This is a genomic window from Streptomyces sp. NBC_00057 (genome assembly GCF_045041165.1).
Lineage (GTDB): Bacteria > Actinomycetota > Actinomycetes > Streptomycetales > Streptomycetaceae > Streptomyces.
Genome location: NZ_CP108257.1, coordinates 115,505 through 139,556 on the forward strand (window position 1 = coordinate 115,505; position 24,052 = coordinate 139,556).

The 24,052-nt window shown below is 68.8% G+C and carries 19 protein-coding genes and 1 pseudogene; 13 read left to right on the forward strand and 7 right to left on the reverse strand.

Annotation, left to right across the window (positions count from 1 at the left end; translation table 11 throughout):
- Nucleotide 1: 1 nt before the first annotated feature.
- A complete protein-coding gene (locus OG953_RS43925) occupies nucleotides 2–982 on the reverse strand; it encodes a CehA/McbA family metallohydrolase (RefSeq protein ID WP_331736170.1) in 981 nt (326 codons plus the stop codon).
- A 182-nt stretch (nucleotides 983–1,164) separates the two neighbouring features.
- Nucleotides 1,165–2,159 (reverse strand): annotated as a pseudogene (locus OG953_RS43930) (IS5 family transposase).
- A 151-nt stretch (nucleotides 2,160–2,310) separates the two neighbouring features.
- Between OG953_RS43930 and OG953_RS43935 the strand changes: the two are divergent.
- From OG953_RS43935 to OG953_RS43965, 7 genes are all read left to right on the forward strand, one after another.
- The gene (locus tag OG953_RS43935) at nucleotides 2,311–3,318 is read left to right on the forward strand and encodes a hypothetical protein (RefSeq protein ID WP_331735834.1); all 1,008 of its coding nucleotides are present in this window, start codon (nucleotides 2,311–2,313) and stop codon (nucleotides 3,316–3,318) included.
- A gap of 14 nt (nucleotides 3,319–3,332) precedes the next feature.
- The gene (locus OG953_RS43940) at nucleotides 3,333–3,980 is read left to right on the forward strand and encodes a hypothetical protein (protein WP_331736172.1); all 648 of its coding nucleotides are present in this window, start codon (nucleotides 3,333–3,335) and stop codon (nucleotides 3,978–3,980) included.
- 319 nt (nucleotides 3,981–4,299) lie between these two features.
- The gene (locus OG953_RS43945) at nucleotides 4,300–4,941 is read left to right on the forward strand and encodes a TnsA-like heteromeric transposase endonuclease subunit (RefSeq protein WP_331735837.1); all 642 of its coding nucleotides are present in this window, start codon (nucleotides 4,300–4,302) and stop codon (nucleotides 4,939–4,941) included.
- A complete protein-coding gene (locus OG953_RS43950; protein WP_331735840.1) occupies nucleotides 4,941–7,229 on the forward strand; it encodes a transposase in 2,289 nt (762 codons plus the stop codon). Before OG953_RS43945 ends, OG953_RS43950 begins: the two co-directional genes overlap by 1 nt.
- Nucleotides 7,226–8,515, forward strand: coding sequence for a TniB family NTP-binding protein (locus OG953_RS43955; protein ID WP_331735843.1), 1,290 nt, complete (start codon nucleotides 7,226–7,228; stop codon nucleotides 8,513–8,515). Before OG953_RS43950 ends, OG953_RS43955 begins: the two co-directional genes overlap by 4 nt.
- A 3-nt stretch (nucleotides 8,516–8,518) precedes the next feature.
- Nucleotides 8,519–10,435 (forward strand): TniQ family protein, encoded by a 1,917-nt coding sequence (locus tag OG953_RS43960; RefSeq protein WP_331735845.1) that lies wholly within the window; start codon nucleotides 8,519–8,521, stop codon nucleotides 10,433–10,435.
- A gap of 127 nt (nucleotides 10,436–10,562) precedes the next feature.
- Nucleotides 10,563–12,419 carry a zeta toxin family protein gene (locus tag OG953_RS43965; RefSeq protein WP_405692632.1) on the forward strand — a complete coding sequence of 619 codons (1,857 nt, stop codon included), beginning with the start codon at nucleotides 10,563–10,565 and terminating at the stop codon, nucleotides 12,417–12,419.
- Here OG953_RS43965 and OG953_RS43970 read toward each other — a convergent pair.
- The gene (locus OG953_RS43970; protein ID WP_331735851.1) at nucleotides 12,386–12,631 is read right to left on the reverse strand and encodes a hypothetical protein; all 246 of its coding nucleotides are present in this window, start codon (nucleotides 12,629–12,631) and stop codon (nucleotides 12,386–12,388) included. The genes OG953_RS43965 and OG953_RS43970 overlap by 34 nt on opposite strands.
- A 152-nt stretch (nucleotides 12,632–12,783) precedes the next feature.
- On the opposite strand from OG953_RS43970, the gene OG953_RS43975 reads away from it, so the two are divergent.
- From OG953_RS43975 to OG953_RS43985, 3 genes are all read left to right on the forward strand, one after another.
- Entirely contained in the window at nucleotides 12,784–13,260 is a 477-nt protein-coding gene (locus OG953_RS43975; protein WP_405692634.1) for a hypothetical protein, read from the forward strand.
- A gap of 225 nt (nucleotides 13,261–13,485) precedes the next feature.
- Complete coding sequence (gene dnaE / locus OG953_RS43980; RefSeq protein ID WP_331735856.1) at nucleotides 13,486–17,076, forward strand: DNA polymerase III subunit alpha; 3,591 nt, start codon at nucleotides 13,486–13,488, stop codon at nucleotides 17,074–17,076.
- A complete protein-coding gene (locus OG953_RS43985; RefSeq protein WP_331735859.1) occupies nucleotides 17,073–17,507 on the forward strand; it encodes a DUF6300 family protein in 435 nt (144 codons plus the stop codon). Before dnaE ends, OG953_RS43985 begins: the two co-directional genes overlap by 4 nt.
- A gap of 69 nt (nucleotides 17,508–17,576) precedes the next feature.
- On the opposite strand, the gene OG953_RS43990 is transcribed toward OG953_RS43985, so the two are convergent.
- The 4 genes from OG953_RS43990 to OG953_RS44005 form a co-directional block, all read right to left on the reverse strand.
- On the reverse strand, nucleotides 17,577–17,705 hold the full coding sequence (locus OG953_RS43990; RefSeq protein ID WP_331735862.1) for a hypothetical protein: 129 nt from the start codon (nucleotides 17,703–17,705) through the stop codon (nucleotides 17,577–17,579).
- A 253-nt stretch (nucleotides 17,706–17,958) separates the two neighbouring features.
- On the reverse strand, nucleotides 17,959–18,684 hold the full coding sequence (locus tag OG953_RS43995; RefSeq protein ID WP_331735868.1) for a restriction endonuclease: 726 nt from the start codon (nucleotides 18,682–18,684) through the stop codon (nucleotides 17,959–17,961).
- The gene (locus tag OG953_RS44000) at nucleotides 18,681–18,890 is read right to left on the reverse strand and encodes a hypothetical protein (protein WP_331735870.1); all 210 of its coding nucleotides are present in this window, start codon (nucleotides 18,888–18,890) and stop codon (nucleotides 18,681–18,683) included. The genes OG953_RS43995 and OG953_RS44000 overlap by 4 nt, the downstream gene beginning before the upstream one ends.
- Before the next feature lie 278 nt (nucleotides 18,891–19,168).
- Complete coding sequence (locus OG953_RS44005) at nucleotides 19,169–20,530, reverse strand: XRE family transcriptional regulator (RefSeq protein ID WP_405692637.1); 1,362 nt, start codon at nucleotides 20,528–20,530, stop codon at nucleotides 19,169–19,171.
- Between the two features lie 242 nt (nucleotides 20,531–20,772).
- Here OG953_RS44005 and OG953_RS44010 point away from each other — a divergent pair, with 242 nt between their 5' ends.
- Genes OG953_RS44010 through OG953_RS44020 form a run of 3 tightly spaced genes read left to right on the forward strand, consistent with a single transcriptional unit; the run spans nucleotide 20,773 to nucleotide 23,973 of the window.
- On the forward strand, nucleotides 20,773–21,729 hold the full coding sequence (locus tag OG953_RS44010) for a TauD/TfdA family dioxygenase (protein WP_331735873.1): 957 nt from the start codon (nucleotides 20,773–20,775) through the stop codon (nucleotides 21,727–21,729).
- Entirely contained in the window at nucleotides 21,722–23,122 is a 1,401-nt protein-coding gene (locus OG953_RS44015; protein ID WP_331735876.1) for an FAD-binding oxidoreductase, read from the forward strand. The genes OG953_RS44010 and OG953_RS44015 overlap by 8 nt, the downstream gene beginning before the upstream one ends.
- Complete coding sequence (locus OG953_RS44020; protein ID WP_331735879.1) at nucleotides 23,119–23,973, forward strand: phosphopantetheine-binding protein; 855 nt, start codon at nucleotides 23,119–23,121, stop codon at nucleotides 23,971–23,973. The genes OG953_RS44015 and OG953_RS44020 overlap by 4 nt, the downstream gene beginning before the upstream one ends.
- Nucleotides 23,974–24,052 lie beyond the last annotated feature (79 nt).

Here is a 24,052-nt window from a genome sequence, read left to right on the forward strand (position 1 = left end):
GTCAGTTGAGGATGATCGGATTGGTGAGTGCGGCGACGTGCCCGTTGGAATGGCGGACCTCAATGCGAACGAACGCTGAGTGCTCCGCCGTCGTGTCCCACTGCACCACGCCCGCCCCGTCAGCAGGGAGAGACGCCCGGTGAACCTTCCCCCGATCGGTGTGGAAGCTGACGGTCCCCACCGGCACACCTCGTACTGCTGCCTGCAATTCCACCTGCCCACCATGAGTCGGGAGCCGTTCGCCCACCCCGACAACGCGACCATCGGCATTGGCGGTGAACGACACGTCCACGTCCGCCGACTCGGCGATCCAGCTGCGGCCGGCACGGATTCCGGCCAGGACCGCCTCGGTGCTCAGCTCCTCGGCGAAGACCACGGTGTGAGGGATGCCGATCTGCCCTTCCAGGTGGGTGTCGCTGTTTCCCATCGCCGGTCGCCACGAGCCCGTGCGGATGTCCGCCGCGAGGCTCCGCCCCCACTCCGCCAGAGCTGCCTCGTTGTCAGCATTCCAGGGCCGGTCCGAAGTCCACAGTCCGTTCCACACCTCTACTACGTCGAAGCCCCGGAAGGGGAACATGAAGTTGCCCGACGGGTAGGGCGCATGCGGGTGCGCGGCCACGCACAGGCCCCCTACTCGATGGACCTGGTCCAGGAACTTATCAACCAATCCGTCCCTGACCTGGTAGTTCCAGTCGACGACCTCGCCGGGATTGATGCCGAGCGCGAGCCAGTGCCCGGTCTTCGTGGTCACTTCCTCACCGAGGACGATCAAGAAGTCATCGGCGGCCAAATGCCCCCATGCACCGGGGGCCGCGGCTGAGTTGTGCTCCGTCGTCGCGATGAAGTCGAGCCTGGCGGCGCGCGCCCGAACGGCCAACTCTTCAGGGGTGAGTTCCCCGTCCGAGTGGACGGAGTGGACATGGCAGTCCCCGCGGTACCAGGCCGCCCCGCGTCCGACCGCCCGCGCCGACGGGAAGCTCAAACTCGACAACGTTCTCCCCCCAAAGTCCTGTCGAGCCAACGCGCAGGCAGGGCAGGCGGTTCCGTCGCACCACTGAGCACCATCTCAGCCGAAAGGCCAGACCAAGGCCTCATTCTGAAACGATCAGTTAGTGCTCTCGTTGGCCCTTGAGCGTTGCAGCTAGGGCGTGTTCCAGGTTCGGATCATGTGGGGCGGAGACTCCGGAGCCAGATGATCGATCCGCGTAGGTGGAGTCCGGCGAGGTAGCTGGTAGGAGTCTTGTCGTAGCGGGTGGCCAGCCCTCGCCATTCCTTGATCTTGTTGATGCCGCGCTCGACGGTGTTCCTCTCCTTGTAAAGCTCGGCGTCGTGGGAGAGGGGGCGGCCGCCCTTCGAGCCTCGCTTCTTGCGGTGGGCGGCCTGGTCCTTCTTCTCCGGGATCACCGCCTGGATCCGGCGTTTACGCAGGTAGGAGCGGTTCGCGCGGGAGGAATACGCCTTGTCGGCGGCGACGGCCCCGGGGCGGGTGCGGGGCCGACCGACCGGCCCACGGATCCTGACTCGGTCGAGGACCGCGGCGAAACGCGGACTGTCGGCCGCCTGTCCCGGCGTCACCACGAACGACAGCGGGCGGCACCGCCGGTCGGTGGCCAGGTGCGTCTTGACCGTCAGCCCGCCCCGCGAGCGCCCCAACGCGGCAGCTTTCAGGCGGGCCTTGTGGCGGCGGCGTATCCGTCGTCGTTCGGCACGTAACGCTTCCTCGACCGGGTCGCCTTCGACCGTCACCTGGGCGGATTGTCCCTTTGCTGGAGCCCCTTTTCCTCCTCGGCGGCTTTCACCAGTTCCTCCAGGAGCTCGGGGTCGACGGCCATGCCGGCCGCGTGGTGATGCGCGCGTGCGACGGTGGAATCGACGCTGACCAGGTCCAGATCGGCCTGTCCTCGCTGGGCCGCCTCGGCGATCATCCGCTCCATCAGTGTCTCGAAGGTGCCCGCAAGGGCCCACTTCTGGAAGCGGCCGTAGACGGTGGACCAGGACCCGTAGCGTTCGGGGATGTCGCGCCACGGGCTCCCGGTCCGGAGCCTCCACATCACCGCGTTCAACTGTTTACGCAGGTCAGGGATCGGTCCGCTCACGCCGAGCGGCAGGTGCGGCTCGAACAACTCCCACTCTGCATCCGTCAGATCGCCTCGCGTCACCCCGGATTTCTACCGTCCCGAGCCACTCCGGCGGAGCGATTTGACCCAACAGTGATCTGAACCTGGAACACGCCCTAGCCCGTGCCTACCCAGCTCGGGCGCACACCGCCCCGGCTCTTGAGGTTCCTGAGCTGGGCGTTAGCCTCAGCGGATGATTTCTGAGCTGCCGCCGAAGGCCATCACGCGTCTCCGCGACGGGCGGATCCACGCCTACGTCGTGGGCGCCGGCGTCTACGGGACGCTGGAGCCCGCAGCGGTCTTCCAGCCGCGGGATGGCGACGAGGTCGTAGCGTCGGTGGTCCGGCAGGATCTGGAGCGGGTCGTGTACACGACGCTGAACGGAGTCGTCTGCCTCACGCGCGCCGGCGACCTCATGTGGGCCTCGGACTTCGAACCGCACTCTGACGTACGCCATGGCCACCAGCCTGGCTGTGCGCTGTCTCTGGACGGCCGGACGGTGTGGGTCTACCGGCCGGACGCGATGGCGGGACGCGGGGGCGGGGACCAGTGGATCGTGCACGACGCCGACAGCGGTGTGGTTGTCGCCCGCCGGGAACTGGAGACGGTCGGGCACGGCGCCTTCCACCACCTGCATCCCGTGGACGGCAGCATCTACATCGACATCGGTGAAGGCCAGGACGGCTCCGTCATTCTCCGAAGCACGGGCGGGGCGGACAGCGAGCCGGAATTCGTCACGTACCCGTGGCAGGACCGCTGCCTGATCGACCTGGCTCCGTCCGGGCACCAGTTCATGACCGTGGACCACGGGCAGGCGGACGTCGCCTTCCACGACCACCCCAGCGGGGACGTGCTCTTCACCCTCCCCGTCGAAGCCTTCGGGTACGACCCGGAGGAGTCCTTCGTGGAATGGAGCGGCGGCTACCTGACCGAGGACACGGCCATCGTCACCCTGGGCGGTGAGAGTCAGGACGAGGAGGAGTGGTTCCGCTACCACCTGGTCGACGTACGCACGGGCACCCTCAGCGGCGAGTTCACCGTCGAGGCGAGCAACCCGTACGAGCTGGTCCCCCTGGGCGACGGTTCCTGGCTCACCGGCGGCCCCGGCGGCGACCCCGTCCGTTGGTCCAGCGCTCCGCAGCCGTCGGCACCGCCGCACCCGGCCGTACCAACCTCTCCATACGAGAGGCAGCAACCGTGACGGCAGACCCCCGAGTGCCGCTGATTCCTCAGGCGCCTGAAGGCTTGAGCCGGCGAGCTCGGTACTTCGTCGAGGGACACGGGCTGCGTGTTCCACACCGCGACCTCAAGCTCTTTCGGGAGGCATGGCTCAAGCAAGGGATTCCGGATGCCGAGATCGATCGGGCTGTCGCCTTTCAAGAGCTCTGGGGTGGTCTCGCCCTGCCCCCGGCCCCCGAATACGAGGGCGGCCCGCGCGTTCTGGAAGCCGATGCCCCCGAGGGCTCGGCCGCGAACGGATGGCGGTTCCCGGCCGGCGGCTGTCGCGTCTCCATGGCCCACGGGTTCATGATCGGGCCAGGAGGTGAGTTCGGGATCGACGCTGACCACTGGGCGCCGTTGCACGCCAGCACAGAGGGATGGGTGGAAGCCCTGGCGCTGGCCAGCCACGCGGGCTACTGGGCCGAGACCATCACGAAGATCAAAGGCAGTGCCGTCGAGCACCTGAACCTCGACGGATTCGAGCCGGTACCCGAAGTCCAGGGACTCGCTGACACCTGGTGGCGGGGCAAGGACTCCCTCATCGCCATCTACCGCGGCGAAGCCTCAGGCTTCAGCGCCCCCCACTGCCTGAGGGCCCATATCTACGGCGGGCTCGATGCATGGGGCCTGGTCGGCACCTGACTCCCGAAGGCCGAGCCCCTCGGTCCGGCCGCTGAGCGTTCGGGTTGCCACAGGGGCCAACTTACAGCGCTAAGTCACAGTTGTGGTCAATTCCGAAGATCGGGCCTTGTCGCCATGCGGGTGGTGATGCTGTGGGTGAGTGAGTGAGATCGCCAGGGCAAGGATCCGGTCGGACTCGAGTGGCCTCGACGAACTTGTCGCGGCGTACAGCGGGGATGCCGCATTCCGGGATCAACTCGATCTCGCGGATGGCTGGATATGTCGATGGAGTTCGACGTGGCGGGTGGGTGCCGGCGAGGTCTGCTGGCCGGTTCGCGACATGGCTCATGTTCCGGTGCTGTCGTCCCGGCCGGTGCGGGGGTTCACCTGGCGGGCGAAGCAGCGGCATCGTCCCGGCCTGGAGGTGATGGCGTCCACGGGCAGAGGGCACGGCTTCGAGTCGCTGGAGGAGATGCGGCTGCTGGTCGCGCTGGACTTCGTGGGGGCGTCGGAGGTGCTGTCGCAGCCGTTCCGGCTGGACTTCGAGCACGGGGGCGGGTCGTCCTGGCACATCCCGGACTACTTGGTGGTGATCGGTGGCGGGATGTGGCTGATGGATGTCCGCCCGATGGAACTGATCAAGGACGAGGACGCGCTGAAGTTCGCGGCGGCCAGGGAGATGGCGGCGGCTTGCGGCTGGCGGTACTCGGTGGTCGCGGGCTGGCGCCCGCACGTCTGGAGCGTCCTTGACCACTTGTCGTCGCGTCGTCGGCCGGTGAGGGATCTGCTGGGCATGCGGGATCAGCTGCTGACGATCATCGGCGGCCGGGAGGGGCGTGTGATGACGTTCTCCGCGTTGGCGGACGCGACCAGCGTGCCTTCCGTTGGCCGGGCCAACATCGTCCGGCTGCTCTGGCAGCGCGAGCTCGGCGTTGATCTGGGCAGTCCCTTGAGTGACAGCTCGCTGATCTGGGGGGTGTGATGGCGGCGAGGGGGTTTCTACAGGTCGCGCCGGGCAGGCGGGTCGCGCTCAACGGCGTCGAGTGGACGGTTGAGGAGGTCCACGGCCAGCTCGGCCGGCTCGTGCTCGTGGATGGCGGCGGCAACGCTGAGACCCGCTCCTTCCGCTGGCTCATCAACCACGCCGACTTGCGGCTCCTGCCGACGGCCGAAGTGCCGGGGCGGCCGGTGCCGGTCTCGCGGCAGCCGAGGACACTGGCCGACCTGACCGAGGACCAGCTGGAGCGGGCCCGGCTGCGGGCTGCGCATGTGCTGGAAGCTGAGACGGGGTTCCGGGAGGGGCACCCGGCCCGGGCCCTGCCGGGTGAGCCCCGGCCGGGCTACGACCCGGACCGCACAACGCTGACCCAGCGTCGGTACGCGAAGGCGGCGGAGATGAAGGCGATGCCCCGTCCGGAGGCGGTCCGGCTCGGTCTGCAGCACCTCAGTTTCAGGACGCTGGAGCGTCTGTCGGGACTCGCGGGCGACAGTCTCCTGCTGGCCTGCGCGGACGGGCGCTGGACCCGGCGACGCAGTGGCCATCGCAGCGTCACCGAGGAGGTCCGTGAGGCGATCTTCGCGGTCAAGGCTGAGTGCGGGGAACGCGCCCGCCTGAGTCTGGCCGCCCGGCACCGGTTGATGCACCAGTACATACGCGAGCGGTTTCCGGCGTTTCCGGCCGAGAAGATCCCTTCCCGTTGGACGTTCGCGGACGTCTGGAAGGAATGGTTCGGGCCCGGTGGCGCCCGGCCTCGCTACGGGCGGACTGCTCAGGCTGCCGCGGAGGCCGGTGTCTCGGGCCGGGTAGTGGTCCATCGGCCGGGCCAGGTCCTGGTGCTGGACTCGACTCCGATGCCGGTGAAGCTGCGCGAGACCGTGTTCGGCGACGCGGTCACCGCGACGCTGACCCTCGCGCTCGATCTCTATACGCACGGGCTGCCGGCCTTCCGCCTCACGCTGCAGTCCGACACCTCGGTCGACATCGCGATGCTGCTGCGGGACGTGATGCTTCCGCTTCCGATGCGGGAGGGCTGGGGCGAGGACATGGAATGGCCCTATGCCGGGGTTCCGGCCGATGTGATCGCCGAGTTCACCGGGCACCGGGTCGCCGCTCTGCCGTTCTTCGCCCCGGAGACGGTCACCACCGACCACGGCGGCCCCTACAAGAACCATGATCTGGTGGAGGCCGAACGGGAGATCGGCTGCCGGATCCTGCCTGCCCGGGTGCTGCGGCAGACCGACAAGTTCGCGGTCGAGCGCCAGTTCCTCACTATCCAGACCATGCTCTTCGAGCACCTGCTGGGCTTCACCGGCGGCGACGTCGCGGACCGCGGAGCCGACCCGGAGCGCGACGCGAGCCTGACACTCGCGCAGGCCGAGCACGCCATCGCGACCTGGATTGTCCGGATCTGGCAGAACCGCAAACTAGGCGAATACGCGCCGAGTTGGGCGCCCGGTGAGGACCACAGCCCCAACACCCTGTTCGCCGCGGCGATGGAACAGGGCGGCTTCGACCTGGACTTTCCTGAACCGAGTTTCTACTACAAGGTCCTGCGCAAGCACCACGTGAAGGTCCATCCGCGGCGCGGAGTGAAGATCCTCGGGCTCTGGTATCACCACCCGGTGCTCGATGAGCCGCGCTTCGGGCAGCTCTCTGCCCGAGGCGGCAAGCACGCGGGTCAGTGGGTGGTCCGCAGTGACCGCAGGGACCGCCGGCAGGTGTTCGTCCAGGACCCGGCCGACCACGAGACGTGGCACGTCCTGCGCTGGCGGGGGCTGCCACCCGAGGGCGAGATTCCCGCCTTCTCCGACAAGACCGCCGACGCTCTCCTGGGACACGTGAAGGCGAACAACATCAAGATCCACTCCGAGAGCGAGCTCTTGGAGCATCTGCTCGAAATCCTCGGCTCGATCACCCCCGTCGACCAGTGGCCAAGCCAGGCCGAGAAGAAGGCCGGGAAGAAACGGCGCACCGCCCAGGCCCGCGAGATCGTCCGCGCACAGACCGCGGCGGCCGACCGCCCTGCCGAGCCGGCCCCCGCAGATGAGCCGGCTCCGGCCCAGATGCCTGCGGCATGGGCGGAGCACGCCCGCATGATCGACCGGGCGGTCGACACCGACCGCCGCCGACGACGCGAAGAAGCACTCGCCGGCACCAGGCCCCTCGCCCCGCCCACACTGCACGAGGCCCTGAACCGGCGGCCCATGTTTCTGCCGCCGCCCCGCGACGACGCGGACACCGAGACGACTGTCCGGGAGGACGACGCGTGACCCGAGCCCCCTCACATGGTGATCCGCTGGAGGGCCTGCCCCCACGCTCCAAGATCGCCGAGTTGATCCTGGGCGGCCACCCGCCGCGCGACACCTACGTCGGCTGGCAGAGCTACCGGTCCCGCCGCGGCCTGCTTGTTCCTGCTCCGGCGATCTCGCTGCAGCAGTGGAGGACGATCCCGGAAGGCCGCCGCGCGGACTACGACCTCTTTCGGCATCTGACGAACGCGAACCTCCCGCTTCAGGACACGCCCATGCACGACAAGGTCGGCAAGCTGATCCGGCGCCGGTTACGCGGCAACACGATGAAACAGGACGACCCGACACGCGCCGGCGTCATGGTCAGCGGCTGGGGCAACTACGGCAAGACGGCATCCGTCTGCTCGACCGCGGCCGTCTTTGAGGACCACTGGCTGCAGATGCACAGCTACCTCAAACCCGGGACTCTGCCGGGAACCCGTGACATCCACGCGCCGGTCGTCTACGTCTCGACTCCTGTGACGGCGACACCGAAGAGCCTTTGCGCCTCGATCCTGGGCTTCTTCCGCGCCGAGATGCGCAAGTCGGCGACCCTGCCGGAACTGGTACGGCAAGTCGCCGACTCCCTGCACGACCACGGCGTCAAGGCGGTGATCCTGGACGATGTCAGCCGGCTGCGGATGCATCGGGCCGACGACCAGGACGTCCTCGACCTGATCCGGGCCTTCATGAGTCTGGACGTCACCTTGATCCTGACCGCCGTCAACATTCCCGGGATCGGGCTGCTGCGTGAGTCCAAGTGGAACAAGAGATCCGGGCAGTGGGAGATGCCACCGCTGGAGTCGACCCGCATCCACGGCCTGGAGATCACGCAGACAGAGCACCGCTTCGAGCTGATCGAACTCGACCGGTTCTGCTACACCACGCCGAAGCAGATTCAGGCCTTCGTCAACCACCTCGACGGGATCGAGCAGCACCTGCGGCTGCTGAACGCGAAACGGGGCATGCTCACCGACGGCACCATGCCGGAGTACCTGATACGCCGCACCGGCGGCGTCGTCGGGCTGCTCGGGCGGCTCATCGAGGACGGCGCCCAGGAAGCGATGGACGGTGGCAGAGAGGTCCTTGACGAGGAACTGCTCGACGAGATCGTCCTGCGCCGGGAAGAGATGACCGACGCCCCTGACGAACCTATTCCCCCGGTCACGGCTCCCGCCGCCCGCCGACCCTCCAGCGCGAAACGCCGGCCTCGCAACACCGTGTTCGACGATCACGGACCAGGCAATGCCGAGGACAGGACGGGCTGACCCATGTCTGCCGCCCGAGCGCCGCTGCCCAGGAGCCTTGAGCCCCTGCCCGACGAAAGCCTGCCCGGCTTCCTCCTCCGGCTGACTCACCGCCTTGATCTGACCCCCCACCAACTGGCGCGGCGAGTCGAACTGATCACCCCAGAAGATCGCTATGCCAAGATCCCGGCAGCACATCTGCTGATGATCGAGTCAGACCGCCTTCACGCCTTCGCCGACGCGACCCGCATGACCCCCGCCGATGCCAACGAGCTGACGCTCCGCCCCTACGCCGACCGCTACCCCGCCCTTGCTCGGGCGATGGTCCGCCCGGGAAGCATTCCTCGCCCCCGCAAGCTGGCCCAGCCCTGGTTGCTGATGAACCACTCACGCTACTGCCCGGCTTGTCTCGCAGGCGATGGAACTCCGATCCAAAACCGCCATGGCGGGCCCTGTAAGCGACAGTGGCGGCTGGCTGTGACCTTCGCTTGCCTCGATCACTGGACCTTTCTCCGCAGCGAGTGCCCGCGCTGCCGACTGCCCGCGCTGAGCGGCAGATCAGGGAGTCCCCTGGCCTTGCTGCCCGCCGCCAACATGCCGAGGCTTCACCCCGCGCAGTGCCGCAACTCGCCCGGCGGTTCCGGCAAGCGTGAAGCCTGCGGTCACCGGCTGGACGGCGCCGAACCAGCCGCTGCGGCCCTCACCCCGGAACTCGCGGACCTGCAGACCGTTTTGCTGGACCTCCTGGACAGTGACGAGCCCGCAGAGCTCGCCTCCCGGCGGTTCGCCGATCTCCAGGTCGCCATCTCCCTGATCCAGGCGGGCTGGCCCGTCGCGGCCGAACTCGCCCCCGCCGAAACCCGGGCGATTCTGGAAGCACATCTCGCACCGCAGCAGCCGCATGGTCACGGCCCCGGCCCAGAGGCCGAAACCACCGGCTCTCCATCTGCCGCCGCTTGGAGCACACCGCCGGGTGACACGATCGCGACCGCCGGTCTCCTCTTCGCGGCCTACCACCTGCTCGCGCAGGATTCTTCTGAACCGCGCAGCGCTCTGCCCCAATTGCTGCGGAATCTCCCCACCCGCGACGATCTCCGTTGGGGCAGGACCTGGCCCATGCTTGCTCACGAGGCTTCTCCCTCGCTCCGGCGCCGGATCGACCAGGTCTACCGGCATCGGCTCTCCGCCGAATGGATCCGGCAGGGGGCCCCGACACTGCGGGCCTCCAAGGCGAACACCACCCAGAAAGTCTTCACCCCCACCCACACCCTCACGGATTTCGGGATCGCTCCTGAGCACATCCCGCAGTCCCTTCCCAGCTCCTGGTTGCTTGCCGCCACCATGGAGGACTCCGAGCAGGCCCTCACCAGCCACCGTCGACTCCGGCGGGTTCTCCCCGTCCACCTGGTCCAAGCGATCAGCGACATGAACTTCCTGGAAGCGGCAGCGTTCCTCGGCATCCCTACGTCATGGACCACCCAGGGCCGACTGCGGATCAAGCCACTGACCCCCTACCAAGACCTCAAAGACCGAGACCTACCGGCCACGCTGAAGCGCCTGGCCGAGCACGTCATCGGCCAGGAGGAGATCGACTACCGGGCCCGCCGCATGCAGTTCTCCCGCTGGTCCATCGACGACCGGACATGGAACGAGCTCTGCCGACGCCACCGTCAAGGCAGAGGCCCCAAGCCGACAGAACGCACCCGAGAGTGCGCATCCGCTTTTGTCTGGAGCTACGTCACCGGCAGCGAGTTCGCCCTCGCACCAGTCTTCCAGCCACCAATGCGGCCCCACGATCGAACGCAGTCTCAAGACCTGCCGCACTTGACCCTTCTCCGACGTTGGGAATCGCAAGAACAACCCATCCCCTCCGCCGGCCTCTGCAGGGCCCTCGAAGACCACGCCAGGCACCTGGTCGCCACCATCAGTCACACCCCGTGACCAAAACGGACACTGGCCCGCCAACTATCGTCCTCAAGATCCGCCAACCAGCTCCCTCCGCCAGCTGGTGACCTGCACCGAAGTAACCATCACCCGCCAACCAGGATCCTCGGTCACAGGAGTTGTGTTGAGAGACGAGGACGTCGTTCCGGTGGCCCTGGCCGAGGGCCAGCACAACGAGATCCTGGTGACGGAAATCCTGCCGACCTGGATTGAACACGCCGTCCCTCAGGGCAAGCCGGTGGTCGTGGTCGTCGCCGGACCGGCGGGCAGCGGGAAGTCCCACCTGTGTGACCTCCTGCTGGCGGTCCTCAGCCGACGGGGCGGGGCGGTACTGATCGGCCGCGACCTCTACAAGAAGGCCCACCCCCAGTACAACGACCTCATGCGCAGCGATGACCTCACGGCCGGTGTGCGGGTGCGTCCGGACGTCCTGCAATGGCAGGCAGAGGTCGAGTCATACGTACGCCGCGAGCGCTTCGACGCAGTCCTGGAAGCCCCCGTCGCCGATCTGGCGGAGACCATCGCGACGACCCGCGTCTGGCGCGCGGCGGGCTATCGCGTCGAGGTGGTGGCGCTGGGCACGTCGGAGGCCGAGGCGCAGCTCAGCGGGCTGGACCGCTACCTGACGCAGGTCGACGAGCAGGGCGTGGGCCGGTCCGTGTCCTGGGGCAACTTCGACCAGTGCACGCGCAATCTGCCCCTTTTCCTGGAGGCCGTCGAGGCCGAACGGCTCGCGGACCAGGTCATGGTCGTGCGCCGTGGCCTTCACGTGCTGTACCTCAACGAGCTCACCGCGGACGGACAATCCTGGTGCAGATCCACAGGCGCACCTGAGGCGCTGACGGCGGAGTGGGCCCGGCCGTGGACCGCGCCGGAGACCTGGCGCTTCCGGCGCCACCTGACCGGCACGGAACAGCGGTTGCACCCGTCGGCGCTCACGCCGGAGCGGCGCCTGGCGGTGACCGGGGGGCTGGAGCGCGCCTTCGCCCTGGCCGAGCCGGTGCGCCGGATCGCCCAGCCGCTGACGGTGCCCCCCGGCGTCGACTACCACCGCCTGTCCGCCAGCGAACACCGGTGGATCTTCGACGAGCTGATCATCCCGATGTACCTGAGCGCCATCACCCCGCAGGACGACCCCGTCAGCCTGTACGTGATGGGCCCGCAGGGGGCGGGAAAGTCCTACATGGCGCGCATGCTGCGCCGTGCGTTACGCCAGCGCAGACCCACCGGGATCGAGGGCGGCACCTTCAAGGCGCTGCACCCCGACTACCGCCAACTCCTCGAGGAGGAGCCGCGGACCGCCTCCGCGCGCATCAGGCCGGACTACCGGGCGTGGCAGGAGATGGCCGAGGCGTATGTACGGGCGCGCCAAGGGGACATGCTGATCGAGATCGCCCCGGACAGCGTCAGCCACTTCCTGAACAGTGCGCGGCGCGACCACCGGGCGGGCCGGCGTGTGGAACTGATCGTGATCGGAGGGCGCGCCGCGGACAGCAGGCTGGGCACCGCGACCCGGTGCGCCGAGGTGGCCCGCCTGGGCGGCCGGCCGCGGTTCACCGCGGCCGCCGCCCACGACGCGACGTTCAACCTCATCGCCGCCGTGGTCGACGCCGCCGAACGGTCCCCGTTCGTGCACCGCGTCTGCGTGGTCCGCAGGGACCTGACCTCGGTCTACCGCAACGAGCGCACCCCGGACGGCGGGTGGGCCGGGCTGCCCCGGGCAGGGCAGGTGGTCGAGGCCGAGCAGCGCCGCCCGTACACGCCGGCCGAAGCGGCCCAGCTCCTCGCCACCCTCAAACGGTTGGAGGGGGAGCTGCCGCAGTACCGGTCGGATCTGGTCGAGATCGCCGCGCTGGCCTGGCCGCTGATGCCTGCCAGCCTGCAGCCGCGCACCCTCATCTCCACGATCACCACGGCGCCGCTGCCCGCCCTGCCGCGGAATTCCGGCTACTGGCCGCCCAGCTGGGAACGGGCCGCGTAGCGGGCCGCGATCTCGGCCACCTCGTCGGGGCTGGCGTCCTCCTGGAGCGCCAGCAGATCGGCGGCGCATGCCGCCAGCTCCTCCTTCAGCGTCTTCAGGCGCTCGGATTCGGGGCCGGCGGAGTCCCGCTCCTTCATGATCTGTTCCGCGTACCAGTTGCTCACGTCCTGCACGAGCTGCTTGGCGGCCTCAGGACTCACGTGCTCTGACAAGGGATTTCCTTCATGTATCGGGAGGCGATGGGGCGCCATTGTCTCTGGCCGAGACGATGCGGGAACGGCGCCCGCGTTGCAGAAGGTGGCCACGCCGCACGCCCCAGGCCCTACGGTTGATACCGTCGATGATCATTCTGGGGGGACCGACCGTGGCCGACTTGCGTGCGTTGTTCAGCTCCAACGACCCCGCGGGGGTCGACGCGGTGGAGGCGTTCACCGATCGCCAGCACCAGTGGACGGAGGTCGCGGCCGCGCTCGGCGAGCACCTGCAGCGCGTGGCCACGCCCGGCTTCGACGTCGAGGACCTCGAGTCCCCCCGCACGAACGTGGTCATGTTTCACGGGGTGGGCGGGGCGGGGAAGTCCACCCTGCTCCGCAAGATCGAAGCCGCCCTGACCGCGGCCGAGGACCGGCCCGCCCAGTGGGGCGCACCGGCTTGGACGCAGCGGCTCCTGCCGATTCGGATCGACCTGTCTCGCTCCGCGTCGACCGGATCCGACTATGAGCGCGTACTCCTGACGATCCGCCTCGCGCTCGCCGGCGAGCTCGGCAGGACCCTGCCGTCCTGCGGTCGGCTGAACGGACCTCGGCGCCGGGCCGCAGAGGAAACTCGGACCGCACGATGAACCACCACCTTCCATTACCCACCGGTGCCAATCTGCTGCCGACTGTTGGGGGGCACTGACAATCGCCCTGATCTGCACGTTCACGCCGTACGACCCAGACGCTGCTGAACAGCATCCCAACCCGCCAAACCGGCCCGTGACTTGCTTCCGGGAGCAGCCGGTTGGGAGCCCTCTGAGGGATAGGGTGGAGGCTTCTTTCGACCTGTCTGCGGAGGTGCCTGCCCGGTGACCGACAGCTTCGTCCACCTGCACAATCACACCGAATACTCGATGCTTGACGGCGCCCAGCGGCTCAAGCCGATGTTCGCCGAGGTCGAGCGTCAGGGGATGCCTGCCATCGCCATGAGCGATCACGGCAACATGTTCGGTGCGTACGAGTTTCAGCAGGTGGCCAAGGGCTTCGAAGGCGTCAAGCCGATCATCGGGATCGAGGCGTATGTCGCGCCGTCCTCGCGCCGGAACCGGAAGCAGGAGTTCTGGGGCCCCGGTGGTGTCCGGGCGATGTCGGACGATGGTGAGGGTTCCAAGGACGTCAGCGGTGGCGGTCGTTTCACCCACATGACGATGTGGGCCCAGAACGTCAAGGGCCTCCAGAACCTGTTCTACCTGTCGACGGAAGCGTCGTACACGGGACAGTTCCCGGCCGGTAAGCCGCGCATGGACATGGAACTGATCTCCGAACACTCCGAGGGGATCATCGGGACGACTGGCTGCCCCTCAGGCGCCATCCAGACCCGCCTGCGTCTGAACCAGTACGACGAGGCCCGCGACATCGCAGCCCAGTACCAGGACATCCTCGGGAAAGAGAACTACTTCCTGGAACTGATGGACCACGGCCTGGACCTGGAGCGCAACGTCCGGGGGGGCCTGCTTCGTCTGGCGAAGGAACTCAGCATCCCGCTGCTGGCCACCAACGACGCGCACTATGTTCTCGAAGAGCACGCGGACGCGCACGACAACCTGCTGTGCATCGGCGTAGGCAAGGACAAGGCCGACCCGAACCGGTTCCGGTTCAACGGCACCGGCTACTACCTCAAGACCGCCGCCCAGATGCGGGAGCTGTTCTCCGAGATCCCCGAGGCCTGCGACAACACCCTCTTGATCGCGGAGCGCATCGAGTCGTACGCATCGGTCTTTGAGAACGTCGACGAGATGCCGAACTTCCCCGGCGTCCCCGAGGGAGAGACACAGGAGTCCTGGCTTCGCAAGGAGTGCCTCAAGGGCCTCGCCATGCGCTACGGCGACCCGATCCCGGCCGAGGTCCTCGAACGGTTCGAGACCGAGATGAAGGTCATCGGCCCGATGAACTTCTCCAGCTACTTCCTCGTAGTCGCCGATATCTGCCAGTACGCCCGCGACCAGAAGATCCCCGTCGGGCCTGGCCGTGGGTCGGCAACCGGCTCGATCGTCGCGTACGCCACCCGTATCACCGAACTGTGCCCGCTGGAGCACGGTCTCCTCTTCGAACGGTTCCTGAACCCCGAGCGCATCAACCCGCCGGATGTCGACCTCGACTTCGACGACCGCCACCGCGACCGCATGGTGCGCTACGTCGTCGACAAATATGGCGACGAGTACACCGCCATGGTGAACACCTTCGGCAAACTCAAGGCGAAGAACGCGATCAAGGACACGTCGCGGCTCCTGGGCTACCCGTTCAGTCATGGCGAGCGGATCACGAAAGCTCTGCCGCCGGATGTGATGGGCAAGTCCATCCCGATCAGCGGGATCTTCGACGACAGCCACCCCCGCTACGGGGAAGCCGGCGAGATCCGCGCGCTGTACGAGAACGAGCCGGACGTCAAGAAGGTCGTCGACGGCGCCAAGGGCGTCGAGGGCCTGATCCGCAATACCGGTGTCCACGCGGCCGCCGTCATCCTGTCGAAAACACGTCTCACTGACCGCATTCCGCTCCACATGCGCGCCAAGGACGGCGTCAAGATCACCGGCTTTGACTACCCCAGTTGTGAGGACATGGGGCTGGTCAAGATGGACTTCCTGGGGCTTCGGAACCTGGGCGTGATCGACCATGCCCTACAGAACGTCCGCGAAAACCGCGGCATCAACATCACCACCGACACGATGCCGACAGACGGCGCCCAGCAGATCCCGCTGGATGACGCGACCACCTTCCAGCTCCTGGCCAGCGGAGACACCTTCGGTGTGTTCCAGCTCGACGGCGGCGGCATGCGGACCCTGCTGAAGCTGATGGAGCCCTCCCGGTTCGAGGACATCGCGGCAGCCCTCGCCCTCTACCGGCCCGGCCCCATGGCCGCGAACGCGCACACGAACTACGCGCACCGTAAGACCGGCCGGCAGGAGATCGAGCCGATCCACCCGGAACTCAAGGAAGCCCTGGAGCCGATCCTGGGCAACACCTTCCACCTGCTCATCTACCAAGAGCAGATCATGGCCATCGCCCGGCAGCTCGCCGGGTACACCCTGGGCGGCGCCGACCTGCTGCGCCGTGCGATGGGTAAGAAGAAGCCCGAGGTCCTGGCCGCCGAGTGGGACAAGTTCTCCGACGGCATGATGAACAAGAACGGCTATTCCGAGGAGTCCACCAAGGCTCTGTGGGACGTCATGCTCCCGTTCTCGGGCTACGCCTTCAACAAGTCCCACACCGCCGGATACGGACTCGTCTCCTACTGGACCGCCTACCTGAAGGCGAACTACCCGGCCGAGTACATGGCCGCGCTCCTCACCTCCGTGGGGGACGACAAGGACAAGGCAGCGATCTACCTGGCCGACGCCCGGAAGCTCGGCGTTCAGGTGCTCCAGCCGGACATCAACGAGTCCGTCGCCAACTTCACCGCCATCGGGAACGACGTGCGGTTCGGGCTCCGCTCGGTGCGTAACGTCGGCGAGGGCGTCATCGACTCCCTGGTGAATTCCCGCAAGTCCAAGGGGAAGTACGCCTCCTTCGCCGACTTCCTCGACAAGGCTGACATCGGGGCCCTCAACAAGCGGGCCGTCGAGTCACTGATCAAGGCCGGCGCCTTCGACTCGCTTCAGCACAGCCGCAAGGGGCTGTCAGCCGTACACGAAGACGCCATCGACGCGATCATCCCGGTGAAGAAGCAGGCCGCGATCGGCCAGGACGATCTGTTCGGCGACCTTGGCAGCGACAGCGACGAGCCGGCCTTCGGCCTGGACTTCCCCATCGACGACAGCGAATGGCCCCGCAAGCAGTTGCTGGCCGCAGAGCGCGACATGCTCGGCCTGTACGTCTCCGCGCACCCGCTGGACGGCACCGAGCACATCCTGTCCCGCAACCGGGACACCACGATCAGCGACCTCCTCGGCTCAGGCCGCACGGAAGGCACCGTCCAGCTCTCCGGCCTCATCACCAACGTGGACCGCCGGATGACCAAACAGGGCAATGCCTGGGCGATCATCAACCTCGCGGACCGTGACGGCGAGATGGAGATCCTTCTCTTCCCGGCCACCTACACCCTGGTCCAGCACGCTCTGATCGCCGACACCGTCGTCTCCGTCCAAGGACGCCTCAATGACCGTGACGGCGCGGTCAGTATCTACGGGCAGGAGATCCAGGTACTGGACGTGTCCTCAGCAGAGAGCGGCGGCCGGCCGCCGGTCACGCTGTCCTTCCCCGCTCACAAAATCAACGAGCCGACGGTTTCCGAGCTGAAGCGCATCCTCGCCGCGCACAAGGGCGAGAGCCCGGTACGGATGCGAGTCCAGACACCCGCGAAGACTGTCCTGTACGAGCTGGGCTTCCTGGTAGACCCGACCTCGATCGCCTCCGACATCAAGGGCACCTTTGGCCCTGACGCCTGGCAGGGCGTGGCGTGAGAGACGAGGACGGCGGAATCGTTTTACGGCTCGCCGATCCACCGGACTGCGCACGGTGCGGAGGACCGGGGCTGCTTCTGGCCCGGTTCCCGCATACCTGGAAAGACGGCCGCCCGCGCACCGGGGGGCCCGCTCCGCACCTGCAGTCTGTGCCGGATGGCACGTCCGCCGGCAAGGTGCTGGCTGACGCAGGCCATGCCGAAGAGGTGCACAGCATTCGGGAGGCGGTGCTGTGCCCGGTCTGTGATCGCGGGGAGCCAGCCTCGGACAGGCTCCTGGCGTTCTTCGTGCTCCGCGAGGCGCTGGCTACGTCCGAACTCGAGGCCTTCCACGTCCTCGTCACTGCCTGGGTAGCGGTTGCGGGTGACCGCCAGGTCGACCAGCACCAGCTCGACGACGAATTCCAGCGCTGGTGTAACGGGGAACTCTAGACAGCGGTGTGCCGACGGGAACGCTCCCGTCGGCACACCATCATGCGGGCTGGTTACGCCCCGGCGTAGCTACAGTCCTGCAGGGCGCACGTACTGGCGGCCGTCGTCGCTGTCACCGGTCGGGGGGTTTCCGCCCTGCCCGTCGTCCTCTTCGGGGTCCACCGCGAGAGTGATCAGGTCCTCAATCCGGAATCGCATCTGATTGCTTCCCTTCCGTTGAGACCCGGGCAGGCGCCCAGGCCGTCTTGCGTCCCCGCAACCAGGCGGTAATTGCCGTCCACGTCATGGGAGCAGGGAGCCTCAGGTGTCCTCGGGCACGGCGTCGGATACACACCCACCGCAGGCGCACACCGTCCCCAAGACAGGCAAGGCCACGACCGGCGAGGGAACCGGGCGGCCGGAGCTCCACGGGCCGGAGGCCAGCGCCTGAACCCGCTCGGCCGCGGGAGGCTCAGGAGAGGGCAGTCGGCTTGCGAGGCGGCGGGACGGCCCGGAGCAGCTCCCACAGGGGACGTGAGCCGGACGCCCACACTCCGAGGGTGTGGCGGTCGACGACGTGGAGACGCTGCTGCTTGGCGAAGGTCACGGCCGGTGCGGTGACCCGGCCGTTCGTCACGATGACCGCGATGTCGGCGCCGTGGACCTGGCGGGCGGTGCCGTTGAGAACCTGAAGTTCCGGCGTGCCCACCGCGGAGCCGGCGAGACCTTTGCGGCGGTGTTTGCACTGGATCACCCAGCGCCGTCCGTAGGGGTCGGTGGCCTTCACGTCGGCGCCCAGGTCGCCGCCGCCACCCACCCGGACGGCGTCCCGGCAGCCGTCACGGCGCATCAGGTCCCGCACCGCGTCCTCGAACTGGGAGTGGTGCAGGCCGTCCAGCTGGGACAGCCCGTACCGCAGGCCCTGCGCGCGGACCGCTTCCCACCGGGCTCTCTGCTGGTAGAGCCAGCCGCCGCCGGCTAGTGCCGCGAGCGCGCCGATGACGATCAGGATCCACCAGTGGGCCAGCAGCCAGTTGACGACGGTCACCGCCAGGGCGATGGCCAGGGCCGCGGCCACGAGGAGACCGATCAGTCGGTCGTCTGCGCGCTGCCGCCGTTTGCTTGGCCTCCGGGTACGCCGCCGCGCCGGCGGGCGCCTGGTCGTCGCTACCCGACCCCTGCGCACACGGGGACTCATCGGCCGGCCTGCGTGACGCCGCTCGCGAGCTGGCCCAGGAAATCCAGGATTCCCCGTCCCACCGGAGTCGGAGCGATAAGCACGCCCAGCGCCAGAACGATGACCACGGTGAACTTCTCGTCCAACCGGCTCCGGGCCTCCGTACGCCGGCGCAGCCGGAAAAAGACGATGACCGCGAGCAGCACCGCCGCATTGATGGTCAGCAACTGTCCAGACCTCCCCCACCGACCGGCCATCACCACACGGCGACGGCAGCACGCCAACCCCAGCCTTCTTGTGTAGCCGGGCGTCAGCGATGTTGGAGGCGGGTTGCTGACGAATGGCACAAAGCCGTCGGACCTGGCCGAATACCGCGCGGCGAATCAGTCGGCGACGTGCACGGTCACGTACGGCATCTCCACCGACCGGGTCTGCCTGTTTTCCGCCTGACAGCACCAGGGGCGCCCTGCTGTCGAGGCGCTGTCCATGTTCTGCGTACGGAGTCCTACACGGCGTGGGGCAGATCGGTGAGCAGGGTGCGGACGCGGGGGTGGTTGCCGTGGTGGTGGCGCAGGGTGGTGGTGACGGTGTCCAGGTGGTGGTGGACGCGGTGGGAGCCGACGTGCTGGGCCAGGGTGAGTGCGTGGCGGGCGGCGGTGCAGGCTCCGTTGATGTCGCCGGTCTGCAGGCGGGCGTCGGCGAGTTCGCTGGCGAAGAGCATCCGGTCGCGGGGGTAGCCGTGGCCGGTGAGTACTGTGCGGCCGGCGAGGTAGGGCTCGGCGAGGTCGGGGTGGTGGGCGGCGAGGAGGGCCCGGCCGGTCTGGGCGTCGATGGCGGACGAGTCCAGCCACAGCGTCCACCAGGGTTCTTCGCTGTCGTGGGCGGCGGCGAGGTGGGTGCGTGCCTGGCCGTCGGCGCGGTGCAGCGCCTCGGTGTCGCCTTGCTGGCCGGCGAGTGCGATGCGGCGCATCTCCAGCACGGCGCGCAGGCGCGGGGTCAGGGCCTGCGGATTGCGGTTCTCTGCGACTTCCAGCAGGGTGGCGGCTTCGTGGTACTGGCCGAGCCAGGATTCCTGGTAGGCAGCTGAGGCAAGCAGGTTGACGGTGGCGTGGTGGATGCCGGGGGCGTGCTCGGCTTCGCGGGCGACGCGCAGGCCGGTCTGGTAGACGCGCTGGGCCTGCGGGTGGCGCCCGGCGTCGAAGAGCATCCACCCGTAGGTCTCGCTCATCTCGATGTAGGCGGTGTGCAGGCGTATGCCTTCGGCGGTGTCGTAGCGGCTCTCGGCGATGAGCTTGCCGACGTTCTGCCAGATGCCGCCGGCCCAGAGCAGAGTGGAGGCGCTGCCCTCGCTGTCGTCGTGTTCCCGCGCTTGCCGGACGGCGTGCTCGACCGTCCCGGCCAGCTTCGGGGACACTTTGTCTCCGTCCTGGGCTGCGGCGAGTGCGGGCGCTCCTCCCATGAGCAGGTCCAGGGCCGGTGCGGTGGCGGCGGCTCCGGACAGCAGGATGAAGGAGCGTCGGTGCATGGGGGTGTCTCCCTGGGTCTCGCGCAGCAGTTCTTCGGCGGTGGCTTCGTACGGGTTGTCCAGGGCGGTCCGGTTTCTGCGGCGCTGGCGTGGCCGGTCCCAGTTGAGGGAGCTCTGGGTCAGTGGGCGTCCGGTGTACTGCGACAGGACGGCCAGGACGTCGCCGATCGCGTCTGCGGAGGGCCGGTCGCCGCGCATCCAGGGGTAGCCGGTCTTGCAGTGCAGCGGAACCGAGCCGCGCCGGGCCCGGTGCTGGTTGACCCGGGCGATCAGCTGCTCGGGGCCCCAGCCGAGTCTGGCCAACTCGTCGCGTAATGGGTTCGGTTCTGGCTCACGGTCCACCGGGATCCCCCCGCTGCGGTACGGCTCCTGATCGGACGTTAGCACCGGGATCCCCTGCCCTGGCAGGGGGCGATGAGGCTTGGCCGGTGTAGTTACACCCCCTGGTGGGGCCGCACCGCACCGGTGTCCTGCACCCGCTCCACCGCATCCACCCCACGTCCCTCTGTTCCCCTGACCGGTCGCGGCGCTGTCCTGGAGGGGCCGGGCAGCGGGCCCGGTCCGTGAGACAAAAGGGGTGCGTGATGACGCGGGTTGAAGATCCGGTTCGGGTGGTGCTGCCGAGGACGCTCGCGGTCTCGCTGGCCGCGGCTTGCACGACGCAGATGGAGGAGCACCGGTGGAGCGCGGGGAACGTGGCGGCCGCCCGCAGCGTGCTCACCGGTGGTGGCGCGGAGGTGTTGCTGGGAGCACTGGCCGAGCGACTGGACCGTGGCAGCCCGTCCTTGCCGGGCTGGGTGTTACTGGCGCTGCCCGCCACGCTGGGGGATGAGGAGCTGCAGGTGGCCGCCGCCGGTGTGCTGGCCGCGCTCGGCCGCCCGTTCTTCTCCATCCGGCAGGGGGATGGCCGGCTGTGGATCGGGGAGGAGACCAGCTCGGCGAAGGACAGGGCGTCGTTCGGCGGAACGGGCGCGCAGGCCCTGCATATCGACGCCCCGAACGTGCAATGCGTCCCGGAGTACACGAGTCTGCTGGTGCTCCGAGCCGACCCGGCCGGCGGCGGCGCTTCGTTGCTGGGGGACCTGCGAGCTGCGGTGGCCCGGCTGGATGAGGCCGACCGGGCAGCGCTGCGGGAACCGGTGTTCTTCGAGGGGCAGGCCGAGGGCCTGTGCGGTGTCGGGGCGCCCCGGATGCCATTCCCCGTGCTGGAGGACAACGAGGACGGACAGCCGGTCTGGGTCCGCTGGGCAGCGAAGATGATCCGCGACCCGCGCAATGCCAGCCGTACTGCGGTGCTGGAACGCTTCGCCGCGGCGCTGGCGGAAACCACCGTCGCGCTCACCCTGGGACGCGGGCAGCTGCTGGTCGTCGACCAGAGGCGTACCGCTCACGGCCGTACCGCGCTCGGACACCAGCAAGGCCTCGCGGACGGTACCCGGCGCTGGATCATGCAGGCCAAAGCGACCTTCGACCCGGCCGCCCCCGCCCACCAGACCCTGAACGCGGCCAAGGCCGCGGCTGGGAGGCGGAACGATGCCTGAGCTGACGGACGTAGCAGTGGTCGGGACCGGTGTCGTCGGTCTCGCGGTGGCCGTCGAGCTGCTGCACCGCGGCGTGCACGTGACCCTGGTAGGACCGCGGACCGGCGCACACCGCGGACAGGGCACACGGGCGGCCGGTGCGATGCTCTCCACGTTCTCCGAACTGGAGCCGCACCACGACGCGGCTCGGGCCGGGATAGAGAAGGCCGAGCGGCTGGCCGCCCACGATGCCTACCCGGCGTGGCTGGAGCGGATCGGGGCCATGGGCGGCCAGAAGGTCGAGGCACCGGCCGGAACGTGGGTGCTCGCCCCGGCCGGGCGGCGGTTCAGCCTGGAGCCGATCGCCGAAGCGGCTCGGGCAGCCGGGCACCAGGTCGAGGAGCACGAGGCGTCGAGCATCCCCGGCCTGCGGGCGCCCGCCTCCTCGGCGGGTGCCCTGTGGCTGCCCACGGAGGCCCGCGTCGACAGTGCCGCCCTGATGGAGGACCTGTCCCGGGCCGTCGAGCAGCACCCCCGCGCCACCTGGATATCCCAGCCGGCCGCAGCCGTCGGTGCGGGCACCGTGTCCTGCACAGGCGGGGAAACGGTCCGGGCCCGGGATGTGGTCCTGGCCGCGGGGTGCGGCATCCCGGCGCTGCTGCCGGACCGGGGCCACCCAGTGGGCGTGCCCCCGATCCTGGCCGGCCGCGGGGTCAGCGCCCGTCTGAACGCCCCGGCGATGGAACTGGAACACGTGGTGCGGACGCCGAACGCGGCGTTCGCATGCGGAACCCACCTCGTCCCGCGCACCGACGGCACCCTGTATCTCGGCGGCACGAACCGGCTGACCCTGGACGCCGACCCCGACCAGCCGCCGGGCCTGGACGAGGTCGCCGTGCTCGCCACCGACTCCGCCGCGCTCATGGATCCCCGCCTCGCAGCGGCCACCCTCCAGGACGCCCGTACGGGGCTGCGCCCCTACACCCTGGACCACCTGCCGCTGGTCGGCCGTACCGGCGAACCGTCCATCCTGCTGGCGACGGCCACCTACCGGTGCGGGGTGCTGCTGGCCCCGCGCCTGGCCGAGCTCGTCGCCGACGAGATCACCACACCGGGCAGTCTCGACACCCACCCCTACCGGGCACTGCGGCCGATGCCGGCACCGGGCATCGACGACGTCCTCGCCCAGGGAGCTGCCCGGGGACTGCTGGAGCACCTGTTGCAGACAGGCGGGCATCTCTCGCTCTCCCAGCAGGCCGAGTTCGCCGCCTTCACCAGCCTGGCGCTGCGTGCCCTGCTGGGAGAGGACTCGAAGGCCGGCGCCGCGATGCGGCGGTTGTGGGACCGGGCCCCGGTCATCGAGGCCGTACCGTCGCTGTTCGCGCTCGCCCGCCGTCTGGAGGCGCTGCGGTGACCGCCGCCGACCTGCGCCTTGTGGAGCAAGTCCTGGGCGCGGTCCGGCACATCCGCCCCGGCACCGCTCCGGAGCCGGACACCGACTTCCGCGACCTCGGGCTGGACTCGCTGGACCGGCTCACCCTGGCGGTGGCCGTCGAACGGGCCACCGGCCTTGCCGTCCCCGGCCCGGCCCTCTCCGACGCCGCCACTCCCGCCGACCTGGCCAGCCGCCTGCCCGCCACCGACAGGAGCGCTCCCGTGCATCAGGAACACCGTTGCGACCCTCCGGAACTGGGGTGGTTCGACGCCGAAGCGAGCGTCGGAGAAGGCACACGTCTGTGGCACCAGTCCCAGGTCGCCGACGGCGCGGTGGTCGGCGCCGACTGCACCTTGGGCAAGGGATCCTTCATCGGTGCCGGCAGCACCATCGGCGACCGTGTGAAGATCGGGAACTACTCCAACGTATTCGGTGCGGACGTGGGCGACGAGGCGATGATCTGCCCCGGCGCGCTCGTCCTGGAGGATCCGGCCCCGCGGGCCACCACCCCCGACGGGCGGCGCAAGGGCCCCGAGGACTGGACCCGTCACCCCGTCACCATCGGTACCGGGGCCACGATCGGCGCTGCGGCCGTCATCGCGCCCGGCGTCACCGTAGGCCCGCACGCCCTGGTCGCGCTCGGCGCAGTCGTCATGCGCGACGTCCCCGCCCACGGCCTGGTGATCGGAAACCCCGCCCGCCAGGTCGGCTGGGTATGCCGGTGCGGCCACACCCTGGACGCGGCGCTGCGCTGCACCGACTGCCCGCGTACCTACCGGCGCGACGGCGACGAACTGGCCGCCGAACACCAGCCCGTGTCACTGGAGTGAGAATCACACCAGTTTGTCACTGTTCTGTGCCAGACAGGTGATGCTCTCCGAGTCATGGAGCGGTACGGATAGCGTCCCG